Origin of the sequence: Bradyrhizobium zhengyangense (genome assembly GCF_022012435.1) — a bacterium.
GTDB classification, from domain to species: Bacteria; Pseudomonadota; Alphaproteobacteria; order Rhizobiales; family Xanthobacteraceae; genus Bradyrhizobium; species Bradyrhizobium zhengyangense.
The window spans coordinates 267,224-280,505 of record NZ_JAKLUA010000008.1; the positions used below are offsets into that span (position 1 = coordinate 267,224).

Genomic DNA, 13,282 nt, shown 5'->3' on the forward strand with positions numbered 1-13,282 from the left:
CAGTCTGGATTGCTTCGCTTCGCTCGCAGTGACGGCTGAGGCTACAATTACCTGCTCGTCCCAAAGATCTTCCGCGCTTCGGCCGGGCTCGCGATGTCGCGGCCGGCGCGGCGGGCGCAGGCGGCGATGGCTTCGATCAGCTGGCCGTTCGACGTGACCTTTTTGCCGTCGGCGAGATAGAAGGCGTCCTCCAGGCCGGTGCGCAAGTGGCCCCCGAGTTCGGCGCAGCGCTGGTGCAGCGGCCAGATTTCTTCGCGGCCGATGGCCGTGACCTGCCAGTGCGCCTCGGGGCGCTTCAGCTTGAGCAGGATCGGCAGCAGTTCGGGATCGGCAGGCATGCCGGAAGCGACGCCCATCACGAAGTTGTATTCGAGCGGCCCTTTGTACATGCCGACCTGGTGGTACATGCCAACGCAACGGACGATGCCGACGTCGAAACATTCGAACTCGGGGATGGTGCCGACCGCGTTCATGACGTCGAGATAGTCCTTCACCTTCTCGACCGCGTTGTCGAACATCATCGGCGGCCAGGCCCAGGTGTTGTCGGCCTTAACCTTCAGGTAATTCAGCGAACCTGCATTGCAGGCGGCGATCTCCGGCCTGGTCTCGCGGATGCAGTCGAGCGCGCCGGAATAGTTGGGCCCTGACACGCCGGAGGTGTGGTTGATGATGACGCCGGGGCAGGCCTCGCGGATCGCCTGCTGGATCTCCCTGCTGACGCTGACGTCCCAGGACGGCAGATGCCCCTTGTTCGGCGCCTGCTGGCGCAGATGGATGTGCATGATGGACGCGCCCGCATCGAACGCAGCCTTGGCCTCGCGCGCCATCTGCTCGGGCGTCACCGGCACATTGTGCTGCTTGGGGTCGGTGAGCACGCCGTTCAGGGCGCAGGTGATGACGGCCTTGTCGCTCATGCCACAGATGTCTCGTAACGTTGATTTCAACGCTGCGATCATGTGATGCGCGGCATGCGGCTTCTTGCGCGGAGAAGCTAGCTAAAGACGAGCTATCGTAGGGTGGACAAAGCGAAGCGTGCCCACGATCTTTGCCAAATTGCCGAGAGGTGGTGGGCACGGCGCAAGAGCGCCTTTGCCCACCCTACGACACCGGCGCTAGCTCGCCTCCGCGAGCTCCCGCACCGTCTCGGTGCTGCGATAGATCGCAAGATCCCGCGACCCGACGAAGATCGCGCGTGGCTTCAAGCCGTAGAAGCGGCGGATCGAGTGGCTGAAATGCGTGGAGTCGGGATAGCCGATGTCCTGCGCGAGGTGGGCGAGGTTGAGGTCCTGGTTGGCGAAGTGCAGCAGGTGCCGAGCGCGCTTCCAGGCGCGGAACGAGCGGAACGAGATGCCGGTCTCCTCCTTAAACAGATGCAGGAAGCGCGAGGCGGAGAGACCTGCTTCCGCCGCGCATGTATCTGCCGTCACCGGCTCGCCCGAAAAGCGCCCGATGCGGGCGACCGCACGCATGACCCGCGGGTCAAGCGCGCGGCGCGGCAGCGCTTCGCCAAAACACATCTCGTCGAATTCGGCGGTGGTGATGTCGTTATAGCGACGCTGGCGCAGCAGCGCGTAAGCAGCGAGGATCTTGCGGGCATAGATAGCCCTGTCCGGGCCGGTCAGGCGCTCGGCCAAGGCCTCGATCACGCCGTCGGGCATGCTTTCCGGTTCGAGAGTCACGCTGATTGCAGTGCGGTAGTCGCTGGCGATGGAGTGCCGCTGGTTTGGGAGCGTGACGAACAGCTCAGCCGTGGCGAGCACGTCGTCGATGGTCATATGCAGGCTGCCTTTCACCGCGACATAGACGTGGCAGCAACCTGGGGTTCGCTTGCGGGGCCTGCCGAGCAAGCCGGCGTAGAAGACCCGCTCCGGCGTGATCAGCATCAAATGGTCGGATTCGCGACCTTTATCTTCCATGGGGGTCCCTCCTCGCGCGGCTCTATGGCCGCTGCGGACGGAGGTCACCTTAGCGGAAATTTGGGCCCTGTCACGACGAGGTAGCGCTGTCATCGCGTGCAAAAGATTACCATTCCGGGACGACGATCAGTCGCACCCGGAACCGCGATGAGATTGCAGTCCCATCCTGCGGAATGTTCACGCCCTTACGCGCGGCGCAACATTCTGTTCAGTGCCGGCCTTCTGCTCCGCAGCAACCGCGCGCTTGAAGCCGCCGCGCTGCTGCAGGCGAGCCCAATAGGCTGCGACATTCGGCCCGAAATCCTTGGCAAGGCCAATATTGTCGGCAAGGCGAAGTGCGTAACCGATGACAATGTCAGCAGCGGTAAAACGGCCCGCGCACAAGGCATCAGTATTGGCGGTCGCGGCCTCGACGGCGCGCAGCCGCCCCAGGAACCACTTTGCGTAGTCGGTGGCGACCTGCGGATTGCGGCGCTCCTCCGGCTCGAGCTGGGTGTAGCGGAGCACCAGCGTTTGCGGGAAGGTTAACGTCGCGTCGCTGAAATACATCCAGTTCAGGAAGGCGCCATAGGTGGGATCCTCCGGGCCGACCATCAGCGGCGTCGGGCCATATTTGACGCCGAGATAGTGGCAGATGCCGGATGACTCCGTCATCTTGGTCTCGCCGTCGACCATGAAGGGAATCGTGCCGAGCGGATTGAGCGCGAGGTATTCCTTGGCGAAGACCCGCGGAGGGAACGGCAGCATCTTCAATTCATACGGCAGCCCCATCTCCTCCAGCATCCAGAGCGGACGGAACGAACGCGCGGCGTCGCAATGATAGAGCGTGATCATGAAGCATTCCCTTTGCTGCCGGGCAGCGTCCCCATCATCTTGCACAGGACCATCAGCATGACCTCGTCGGCGCCGCCGCCGATCGAGGTCAGGCGGCTGTCGCGATAGGCGCGGCTGACCGGCGTCTCGTTGGTAAAGCCCATTCCGCCCCAATATTGCAAGCAGGCGTCGGTGAGCTCGCGGCCGAGACGGCCGGCCTTCAGCTTGGCCATGGTCGCAAGCCGCGTGACATCCTCGCCGGCGACAAGCTGCTCCGCGGCGCGATAGATCAGCGCACGCAGCAGCTCGACCTCGGTCTGCATCTCCGCAAGCTTGAAGTGCACGACCTGGTTGTCGAGGATCGACTTCCCAAACGCCTTGCGGTTGCGGGTGTATTCGATGGTCTCGTTGATGATGTATTCATGCGCTTTGAGGCAGGCCGCCGCGCCCCAGAGCCGTTCCTCCTGGAACTGGATCATCTGGTAGGTAAAGCCCTGGCCCTCTTCGCCGATCCGGTTGCGCTTGGGTACGCGGACGTTGTCGAAGAAGATCTGCGCGGTATCGGACGAGCGCATGCCCATCTTGTCGAGCTTGCGGGCGACGGTGACGCCCTTGCTCTTCATGGGCACGCAGATCAGCGATTTGTTCCGGTGAACGGGGCCGTCGCCGGTGTTGGCGAGCAGGCAGATCCAGTCGGCCTGGGTGCCGTTGGTGATCCACAGCTTGCCACCGGTGATGAGATAGTCGTCGCCGTCAGAGCGCGCGCTGGTCTTGATCGAGGCGACGTCCGAGCCTGCGCCGGGTTCGGAGACGCCGATGCAGGCGACATAGTCGCCTGAGATCGAGGGGCTGAGGAATTCGCGCCGCACCTCGTCCGAGCCGAACCGTGCCAGCGCCGGCGTCGCCATATCGGTCTGCACCCCGATCGCCATCGGCACGCCGCCGCAGGTGATCGCGCCAAGCTCCTCCGCCATCATCAGCGCATAGGAGTAATCGAGGCCGGAGCCGCCGAACTCGACCGGCTTGTTCAGTCCAAGGAAGCCGAGGCTGCCCATCTTCTTGAACAGCTCATGCGCCGGGAAGATGTCGGCCTTCTCCCAGTCATCGACGTGAGGATTGATCTCGTTGGCGATGAATTTCTGCAGCGAGCGGCGGATGTCGTCGTGGTCGGCGGTAAATAGCATTTTGTCCCTTTTGTCATTCCGGGGCGCGCAACGCGCGAACCCGGAATCCAGAGATGAGTCCTACAATATCGAGATTCCGGGTTCGACGCGTCGCGTCGCCCCGGAATGACGGTGAGAATCATAACCCCATCTGCCGGCTGGCAAGATCCTTCATGATCTCCTCAGTGCCGCCGCCGATGGCGTTGACCTTGACCTCGCGATAGATGCGCTCGGCCTTGATGCCGCGCATGAAGCCGGCGCCGCCAAAGATCTGCACGGCTTCCGAGGCGCAGAACGCCATGGTCTGGGTCGCCTGGTTCTTCATCATGCAGATTTCAGCCACCGGGCTCTCGCCCTGCCCGAGCCGCCAGGCCAGCATTTCCAGCATCGCCTGAGAGGCTGCGACCTTCTGCGCCATGTCGACGATCTTGTGCCTGATGACCTGGTGCTGCGCGAGCGGCTTGCCAAACGTCTTGCGTTCCTTGGCATAGGCGACGGCTTCATCGAGACAGACGCGCGCGAACGCGGTGCAGCCCGCTGCCATGCCCATCCGCTCACTGTTGAAGTTCTGCATGATGATCTTGAAGCCCTGCCCTTCCTCGCCGATCAGGTTCTCGGCCGGCACGCGGCAGTCATCGAAATGCAGCGTCGCGGTGTCGGAGGCCCACCAGCCCATCTTCTTGAGCTTTGTCCGCGACAGGCCCGGCGTGTCGCCCTCGATCAGGAGCAGGCTGACACCGCCGGCGCCCTCGCCGCCGGTACGCACTGCAACGGTCAGATAATCGGCGCGTATGCCCGAGGTGATGAAGGTCTTCTCGCCGCTCACGACGTAGTGATTGCCGTCGCGCAGCGCCCTGGTTCGGAGGTTCGCGACATCGGACCCACCGCCCGGCTCGGTGATCGCGAGCGCGGAAATCTTCTCCCCTGCCAGCACCTGCGGCAGCACGCGTGCCTTGACCTCCGGCCGCGCCGCGCGGGCGATCGGCGGCGAGCCGATGGTGTGGCTCATCAGGCTGGCGCTGACGCCGCCGGCGCCTGCCCGCGCCAGCTCCTGGCTCGCCACGATCTTCATGAACTGGTCGGCGGCGATCCCGCCATATTCCTCGGGAAATCCGAGCCCCAGCAGGCCGATCTCGGCCGCCTTGCGATAAAGCGCGCGGGGAAATTCGCCGGCTTCGTCCCATTCATGCGCGAACGGGGTGATCTCCTTGTCGACGAAGCGGCGCATCATTTCGCGGAAAGCGTCGTGCTCGGCGGTATAGAACGGGCTCTTCATTGCGTTTTCGCTTTCGACCACTCCTGCCGTTCCACCATGGCTGGAACATTGGCAGCTCACTTGCGCGGAGTGGCTGGCTTCGCCGAGACGGCTCGGAGCAGCCGTGATCTAGCAACTCAACGCAAGACGATTTTCACCCCTCGCAGGCCAACTCCAAAAAAAAAAGACTGCTGCACAAACTCCGGCTGGCCTCCCAGGGCCATGCCGAGCATGGTGCACAGCAATAAGGTTCGGGCGGCACGAGATCGCCAAGGGAGAGAGAGTTGGCCGTTCGTTACTACGACTGGATCGCTCATCATGCCCGCCGCGCACCTAACAAGGTCGCGGCCATCGACCTGGCGAGTGAGCGCCGCTTCACCTATTCGGAGTTCGACGGTCGCATCTCGCGCCTGGCTTCGTTCTTGCGTCACTCGCTGAAGGTCTCGCGCGGCGACCGCGTCGCCGTGCTGGCGCCGAACACCACCGATATCCTGGACGTGCAGTTCGCCTGCGGACGCCTCGGCGCCGTCCTCGTGCCGCTGAACATCCGCCTCACCATTCCCGAGCTTCAGTTCATCGCCGGCGATTGCGCGCCTGACGTGATGATCTACGACACCGAACTGGCCGAGACAGCACTCACCGTGGCAAAGCTCTGCAACGTCGCGACCAGCCTGCCGCTCGGCGCCGGTGGAGCCTACGAAGCCAGCATCGCCGCCGCAAAGCCGCTCGATCGCACGGAGGAGGTCACGCTCGATGATATCTCGACCATCATGTACACGTCGGGCACGACGGGCCATCCTAAGGGTGCGACCATCACGCATGGCATGACCTTCTGGAATTGCATCAATCTTGGCGGCCCCGCCTGCATCGGGCTGTCCTCGGTGGCGCTCACCGTGCTGCCGATGTTCCACACCGGGGGACTGAATTGTTATACCAATCCCGTGCTGCATGCCGGCGGCACCGTGATGATCATGCGCGCGTTCGATCCCGCCGCTGCGCTCGGCCTGATCGACGATCCCGCACGCGGCATCAACGCGTTCTTCGGCGTGCCCGCGATCTACCAGTTCATGGCGCAGCATCCAGCCTTCGCGACGACTGACCTCTCCCGATTGATGGCCTGCGGCGTCGGCGGCTCACCGGTACCGATGCCGCTGCTGAAGGCCTGGGAAGCACGTGGTGTTGCGCTCCAGCAAGGTTACGGCATGACCGAGACCTCGCCGGCCGTGCTGGTGCTCGACCGCGAGGACGCGGCACGCAAGGCCGGCTCTGCCGGCAAGCCGGTGTTGCACACGGAAGTGCGCATCGTCCGCCCCGACGGCAGCGATGCCGATGTCGGCGAGCTCGGTGAGCTCTGGGTCAAGGGGCCGAACATCACGCCGGGCTACTGGAACAGGCCGGAGGCGAACAAGACGTCGTTCACCGACGGCTGGCTGCACACCGGCGATGCGACGCGCGTCGATGAGGAAGGCTTCTACTACATCGTCGACCGCTGGAAGGACATGTATATCTCCGGTGGCGAAAACGTCTATCCGGCCGAGGTGGAGAACGTTCTGCATCAGCTCGCTGCGATTGCCGAGGCGGGTGTCATCGGCATTCCCGATCCGCAATGGGGCGAAGTGGGCCTTGCGATCGTTGCCGTGAAGCAAGGCCAACAGCTAACGGAGGCCGACGTCTTCGCGCATTGCGCCGCTAATCTCGCGCGTTTCAAATGCCCGCGCCAAGTCCGTTTCGTCGACGCGCTGCCACGCAACGCCACCGGCAAGATTCACAAGCCGACCCTGCGCAAGGAATTCTCGGCGGCTTCCGAGGTCGACCAGAAAGTCGCCAACGCCTGATCGAAGCGCCCCTCGCGGGCGCTTTTGCTTTTTCGACGTGCCTGCTCCAACCCAGAAAAATCGCCAAAGAAACACCAAGGAATTTTCATGAACAAGAAACTCTCAATGCTCGCCGCAGCCACCGCATTGACGCTGCTCTCGACCCAGGGCGCTTTCGCCCAGAAGGCGTACGACACCGGCGTCACCGACACCGAGATCAAGATCGGCAATGTCGAGGCCTATTCCGGACCTGCATCCGCCTACGGCGTGATCGGCAAGACCGAGGAAGCCTATTTCAAGATGATCAACGACCAGGGCGGCATCAACGGCCGCAAGATCAACTTCATCTCCTACGATGACGGCTATTCCCCGCCGAAGACGGTGGAGCAGATCCGCAAGCTGATCGAGAGCGATGAGGTCTTCCTGGTGTTCAACGCGCTGGGCACGCCGACCCAGACCGCCGTCCAGAAATATCAAAACTCCAAGAAGGTGCCGCAGCTGTTCCTCGCCACCGGCGCCAGCAAGTGGAACGACCCGCACAACTTTCCCTGGACGATGGGCTTCCAGCCCAGCTACCGGGTCGAGGCGCGGATCTTCGCCAAGTACATTCTGAAGGAGAAGCCGGACGCGAAGGTTGCGATCTTCTATGCCAACGACGATTTCGGCAAAGATTACCTTGCCGGCATCAAGGACGTGTTCGGCGAAAAGGCCTCGAAGCTGATCGTGGCGGAAGAGAGCTATGAGACCTCGGAGCCCTCGATCGACGCCCATATCGTCAAGCTCAAGGACACCGGCGCCGACGTCTTCGTCAACATCTCGACTCCCAAATTTGCTGCCCAGGCCATCAAGAAGATGGCCGAGCTCAGCTGGAAGCCGATGCACCTGATGACCGACGTCTCGGTGTCGATCGGCGCGGTGATGAAGCCGGCGGGCTTCGAGGCTTCGGAAGGCGTGCTCTCGGCCGGCTATCTGATGGATGCGTCCGATCCTCAGTGGAAGGACAACGAAGGCATGAAGAAATTCCTGGCCTTCGTCGATAAATACATGCCCGGCGCCAACATCTCGGACACCAACCTGGTGTACGGCTACGCTGCGGCACAGACCATGGTGCAGGTGCTGAAACAGGCCGGCGACAATCTCACCCGCGAGAATGTGATGAAGCAGGCCGCGAGCCTGAAAGACTTTGTCCCGGATACGCTGATCCCGGGGATCAAGATCAACACGTCGGCCAACGATTTTGCGCCGATCGAACAGCTGAAGATGTGGCGGTTCAAGAGTGGTCAGTGGGAGCTGTTCGGCGACATCATCAGCGCGGAGGTCGGCGGCTAGAGCATGATCCGGAAAAGTGTGAAGCGGTTTTCCGAAACGATCATGCTCAAACAAAGGGCTAAAGCGTGATGACGATTCAACCCAATCTCATCGCGCTTTAGTCTCGGTCGGAAGCGTCCGTCGTGTGCGAGATAGCGGCCGAGAGGCCGCTATCTTCTTGAGCACTGCCGCGCGCGCCTGGATTAACCTCGATGTCAACGACAGGCAGGCCGAGACGACGCACATCGCCGATACCTCTGAACTCGGGGCAGGCCCAAGCCAGGATGGCAATGCCGGTTTGCGGCAGGTCCAGACTCAACATGTAACGATCAAGGCTGCTCTCGATCGCGGCACGATCGAGAGGTGCGCCATCGAGATAGAATTGCACCCCGATCTTGTCGAGCGGCTCGCGCAGGGCGGGACTTCGGACGCAGACCGTGTTGCGTCCCGGCGCGCCCTTGATTCGAACGGCTGCCTGCGGCTCGCTCCAGCGAAACGCATGGCCGGCAGCTGATTCGAGCTCGTGAAATCCGAGCTGCGCGAGGACCTGATCGCCAAGCAGTTTCTTCGCCGATCTGGTATGTCCGCGAACACGACTGATACACACGAGCCGCTGAAGGTGGATCAGCGAAGCGATGTAACGCTTCATCCAGCGCGCAATGGCATCGCGCGAGCCGACCGCTGTCAGCGCGGTCAGCACTAGGCGCGCATACGCGGCGGCTAAGAAAGCCGCGACGCGCACACGGCGATCGCCGAACAGCGCCGGCCCGCTCCAGCGCCACAGTGCGCGCAGTTCCTCGTCGGGCCATTTCCAACTCAGACGCGGCAGGCTGTAACGCACCATCGCGTTCAATGCATTGAACGCAAGCGGACGATCGAAATTGTCCCGGTCTTTCCATTCAAAGGGGGCTTCGAGCAGATCGCTGCCCGGATCGTGCCGATCCCCGCTGAGAAACCGGCTCTCGCCCTGGACGAAATCGAGCGTGAACGTCTTCAGCTCGCCGATCCGGCCGATATAATAGTGGTGGAAGCGGGCTTCCTCGAGATAGCCGATGGCGTATCCTCGCGCATGGTATCCGGCGGCGAGCACCCATTCGGCGAAATGACCGAGCTCTTCGCGCAGGCCGCCGCATTCCCGGTAGACGTCATGCTGCGTCACGAAGCACTGGTCGAGCACCTTGCGCCAGGGATGCTGCTTCATGCCGAATTCGATGTCGGCCTGGTACATCGCAGCCTCCGCCTCGGACAGGCGATTGTGGCAGACCGGGACCGAACGGCAGGAAAATCCGGCCCAGTCGGGATGATCATCGATCGCGCGGATGCAGAGCGCGATCACATCGGGTTCGGGCCAGCAATGCGATTCCGTGAAGAACAAATAGCGGCCGCGAGCCCTGGCCGCGCCGGCCGCGCAGAGCCCGATATCGTGCACGGAATCCGCGAATTCGAGGCGGGCCTGGCCTGCGGCAAGTGCTTTCAGCTCCGCGTGCCCGGTGAAGTCCGGTGGCACGACGAGAATGATCTCGTAGAGAGACCTGTCCGCCGTCTGCGACGTCCAGCCAAGCCAGGACTGCTCCCACTGCCCGCGGTGAAATTCGAGCGGGATGATGATCGAGAACAGAGGGCATGCGCCGTCGGATATTGTGGTCACGTCCAGCATGATCGCCTTATAGACGGATGCACGGCAAATACCGGACCATTTCGTTCGAAGGACCGGCTAGACCGACAGGAAGAGCGCAAATGGCTCCTCCACCGTGCGGCGCAGGTGGCTCAGATACAGCGCATGATTGGCATGATCGGGCATGATCCGTCCGAGCGTCGGCTCCTTGACATTGGCAATCGGGACATAGGCGATCGGCGCCGCGACCGGCATCAGCTGTGCGCCGGCACCGGCCCGCAGCGTCGAAATGATGCCGTACATCGCACCTGTTACGGTCGGCCGCGAGACCGTGATGACGCGATGCTGCCCGTGCTTGTTGATGACGAGATAGATGAAACCGGATTGATGCGGCACTGCAACCTCGCCGGTGTGCTCGTAGGCAGCATCGGTTCGCTCGCCCTCGCGGAAGACCAGCGAGGACACTTTCGGCTCCCAGACGATTTCGGTGCGATAGGCGAAAATCGCATCCTTGTCGCCAAAGGACGGCCGCAGGGTGATGTAGACGCCCTCGAGCCAGGTCACCGCGCGATGCGAATAGGAGCCGAGGCCGTCGGGTGCGACGTCGTTGCCAGCCGCAGGCGCCGGCGTAGAGGTGCTCTTGCGCAAGGACACGCCCAGTGCCTGCTCCAGCCGGACCGTGGTCGCCAGCGTGAACGGGCGCCGGCCGCCGAGCGCCTTCTCCAGCGTCGACAGGCTGAGCTTGGCCTGCTCGGCCAGCGCCTGCCGCGAGATCCGGCGCCTGGCGATTTCCTCGCGGATCATCTCCGCGACCTCACGGCTTTGCTCGTCCGAAAGCTGCTTGTCAGAGAGCTTGTCTTGCGTCTGCATCGTTAACTCTGCTCCACGGAGGCCAGTCTAGCAGGGCGGACAAGTCAGCACAAAACCGGACATCGCCGCCAAACTGGCGGCTGGCCCCGACCGGCCGCGGCGGAACATTACCGATCATTCTGCTCGCGAAATCAGGCCCTCCCGACCGATGCTTGGCGTCATCAAACATGCTTCGGGAGCAGGTCAAATGGACAATTACGACACGGTCGACGGTGACGAACACCCTGACGAACACCCTTGGCTCGGCAGGCTGATCAAGGTCGGGCTGTTCCTTCTGGCGCAAAGCATTGCCGTGCTCCTGGTCAGTTTCGTGGCCCTGCTGGTGAGCTTCGAGACCTCCTGGTCGGCGACGACGGAGCAGGCCAGCCTGCTTCAGCCCGGCGATGCCAAATCCGGCACCCTGCTCCTGAAGGAGAACGGAGCCACGACCGAAGCTATCCGGCTCGGGATCGACGTCGACATCACGGTCTCAGGCCCGACACTGCGCACGCGCGTCACCCAGGCCTTCCGCAACCCGACCAAGGACTGGGCCGAGGCGACCTATATCTATCCACTGGGCGCTGATGGCGCCGTCGACACGCTGAAGATGGTGGTCGGCGACCGCGTCATTATCGGCGACATTAGGGAGTGCCAGCAGGCCCGCGTGATCTACGAGCAGGCGCGCCGCTCCGGGCAGAAGGCCGCGCTCACCGAGCAGGAGAGGCCCAACATCTTCACCAACTCGGTCGCCAATATCGGACCCGGCGAAACTGTGCTGGTGCAGATCGAGTATCAGGAGCCCGTGCATCAAGCCGGCAACGAATATTCGCTGCGCGTTCCGCTCGTGGTCGGACCCCGCTACAATCCGGCGCCGATCGTGCAGAGCGTCGATTTCCGCAATGACGGCTCCGGCTGGGGCGCGACCCATTCAGACCCGGTGCCCGACCGTGAGCGCATCTCGTCGCCGGTCCTTGATCCGGCGAGAAGCGCGCCGGTCAATCCGACCAGCATCACAGTGCATTTGAAGGCCGGCTTCGCCCTCGGCGAGGTGAAGAGCCATTTTCACAACGTGAAGATCGAAAGCCCGGACAACATGACGCGCGTCGTCACGCTTGCTGACGGCACCGTCCCGGCCGACCGCGACTTCGAGCTCACCTGGAAGCCAGCCGCTGAAAAGGCACCGTCAGTCGGGCTGTTCCGCGAGCATGTCGGCGATGCCGACTACCTGCTGGCCTTCGTCACACCGCCGGCCGCCGAACAGACCGCCCAGAAGCCGTTGCCGCGCGAAGTGGTGTTCGTGATCGACAATTCCGGTTCGATGGGTGGCACCTCGATCGAGCAGGCCAAGGCGAGTCTGCTTTATGCCCTCGGCCGCCTGCAGCCGAACGACCGTTTCAACGTGATCCGCTTCGACGACACCATGGACGTGCTGTTTTCGACCTCCGTGCCGGCCGACGCCGCGCATGTCGGTGAAGCGACCTCTTTCGTCAGCGCATTGCAGGCCCGCGGCGGCACCGAGATGGTGCCGGCGATGCGCGCGGCACTGACGGACAAGCTTGCCGACACCAACATGGTCCGCCAAGTCGTATTCCTCACCGACGGCGCGATCGGCAACGAGCAGCAATTGTTCGAGACCATCACGGCGATGCGCGGCCGCTCGCGCATTTTCATGGTCGGCATCGGCTCCGCGCCCAACACCTATCTGATGACGCGCGCCTCCGAGCTCGGCCGCGGCGCCTTCACCCATATCGGCTCCGTCGATCAGGTCGAGGAACGTATGCGCGGCCTGTTTGCCAAGCTGGAGAACCCGGCCGTGACCGGCCTCACCGTGAAGTTTTCCGATGCCAAAGCTGACATCAAGGCCGACGTCACGCCGGCAATCATTCCGGACGTCTATCGCGACGAGCCACTGGTGCTTGCCGCGAAGCTCGACAGACTCGCGGGCTCACTTGAGATCAAGGGTCATGTCGGCGATCGCCCGTGGTCGGTGACGCTGCCGTTGAAGAGTGCCGCTGAAGGCAAAGGTCTGTCGAAGCTTTGGGCCAGGCGCAAGATCAGCGATGCGGAAGTGGCGCGGACGCTGCACGAGATGACCCCGGAGGACACGGACAAGACGGTCCTTGCACTGGCGCTCGACCACCAGATTGTCACGCGGCTGACCAGTCTCATCGCTGTCGACAAGACGCCGAGCCGTCCCGAAGGCGCGCCGCTCAAGCTCACCGAGCTTCCGATCAACCTGCCGGCGGGCTGGGATTTCGCGAAGGTATTCGGCGAACGGCCGCAGCAGACACCGGCACAGCTGCGCGAGCGCCGCGCCGATGCGAGCCAGCCCGCGGCAAGGCGGCCAGCACCTGTCACCGCGGATACGATCCGCCTGCCCAAGACCGCGACCTCTGCTGAACTGAAGATGATCGCAGGCCTGATCCTGATCGTGCTCGCGCTGATCCTGTTCGTGTTCAACCGGCGTCGGACCTTGCTCACTGACGCCGCTTGAGAGAGGAGCACCCCGAACTCCTCTTGCTTGGCGCGCGCGGCTGCCCGTCCCGAAC

Annotated in this window: 10 protein-coding genes; 3 read left to right on the forward strand and 7 right to left on the reverse strand. The window is 63.1% G+C overall.

Going from position 1 to position 13,282, the window contains the following annotated elements; genetic code table 11:
* Nucleotides 1-47: 47 nt before the first annotated feature.
* The 5 genes from L6637_RS25000 to L6637_RS25020 all read right to left on the reverse strand — a co-directional run bounded on the left by L6637_RS25000 (nucleotide 48) and on the right by L6637_RS25020 (nucleotide 5,168).
* Nucleotides 48-914 (reverse strand): beta-keto acid cleavage family enzyme, encoded by an 867-nt coding sequence (locus L6637_RS25000; RefSeq protein WP_237872305.1) that lies wholly within the window; start codon nucleotides 912-914, stop codon nucleotides 48-50.
* Nucleotides 915-1,112: 198 nt separating this feature from the next.
* Complete coding sequence (locus tag L6637_RS25005) at nucleotides 1,113-1,916, reverse strand: AraC family transcriptional regulator (protein ID WP_237860298.1); 804 nt, start codon at nucleotides 1,914-1,916, stop codon at nucleotides 1,113-1,115.
* Between the two features lie 177 nt (nucleotides 1,917-2,093).
* Nucleotides 2,094-2,750, reverse strand: a complete 657-nt coding sequence (locus L6637_RS25010) for a glutathione S-transferase family protein (RefSeq protein ID WP_237872306.1) — start codon at nucleotides 2,748-2,750, stop codon at nucleotides 2,094-2,096.
* Nucleotides 2,747-3,913 (reverse strand): acyl-CoA dehydrogenase family protein, encoded by a 1,167-nt coding sequence (locus L6637_RS25015; RefSeq protein ID WP_237872308.1) that lies wholly within the window; start codon nucleotides 3,911-3,913, stop codon nucleotides 2,747-2,749. The genes L6637_RS25010 and L6637_RS25015 overlap by 4 nt, the downstream gene beginning before the upstream one ends.
* Nucleotides 3,914-4,031: 118 nt before the next feature.
* On the reverse strand, nucleotides 4,032-5,168 hold the full coding sequence (locus L6637_RS25020; RefSeq protein ID WP_237872310.1) for an acyl-CoA dehydrogenase family protein: 1,137 nt from the start codon (nucleotides 5,166-5,168) through the stop codon (nucleotides 4,032-4,034).
* Between the two features lie 263 nt (nucleotides 5,169-5,431).
* Here L6637_RS25020 and L6637_RS25025 point away from each other — a divergent pair, with 263 nt between their 5' ends.
* Both L6637_RS25025 and L6637_RS25030 read left to right on the forward strand, forming a co-directional pair.
* Nucleotides 5,432-6,982, forward strand: a complete 1,551-nt coding sequence (locus tag L6637_RS25025) for an acyl-CoA synthetase (RefSeq protein WP_237872311.1) — start codon at nucleotides 5,432-5,434, stop codon at nucleotides 6,980-6,982.
* Nucleotides 6,983-7,069: 87 nt separating this feature from the next.
* Nucleotides 7,070-8,290, forward strand: coding sequence for an ABC transporter substrate-binding protein (locus L6637_RS25030; RefSeq protein ID WP_237872313.1), 1,221 nt, complete (start codon nucleotides 7,070-7,072; stop codon nucleotides 8,288-8,290).
* Nucleotides 8,291-8,387: 97 nt separating this feature from the next.
* Here L6637_RS25030 and L6637_RS25035 read toward each other — a convergent pair whose 3' ends face one another.
* Nucleotides 8,388-9,926: a hypothetical protein gene (locus L6637_RS25035; RefSeq protein ID WP_237872315.1), complete on the reverse strand. Its 1,539-nt coding sequence runs from the start codon at nucleotides 9,924-9,926 to the stop codon at nucleotides 8,388-8,390.
* A 57-nt stretch (nucleotides 9,927-9,983) separates the two neighbouring features.
* Entirely contained in the window at nucleotides 9,984-10,754 is a 771-nt protein-coding gene (locus tag L6637_RS25040; protein ID WP_237860318.1) for a helix-turn-helix domain-containing protein, read from the reverse strand.
* Nucleotides 10,755-10,941: 187 nt separating this feature from the next.
* Here L6637_RS25040 and L6637_RS25045 point away from each other — a divergent pair, with 187 nt between their 5' ends.
* The gene (locus tag L6637_RS25045) at nucleotides 10,942-13,227 is read left to right on the forward strand and encodes a marine proteobacterial sortase target protein (RefSeq protein ID WP_237872317.1); all 2,286 of its coding nucleotides are present in this window, start codon (nucleotides 10,942-10,944) and stop codon (nucleotides 13,225-13,227) included.
* The last annotated feature ends 55 nt before the right edge of the window (nucleotides 13,228-13,282 follow it).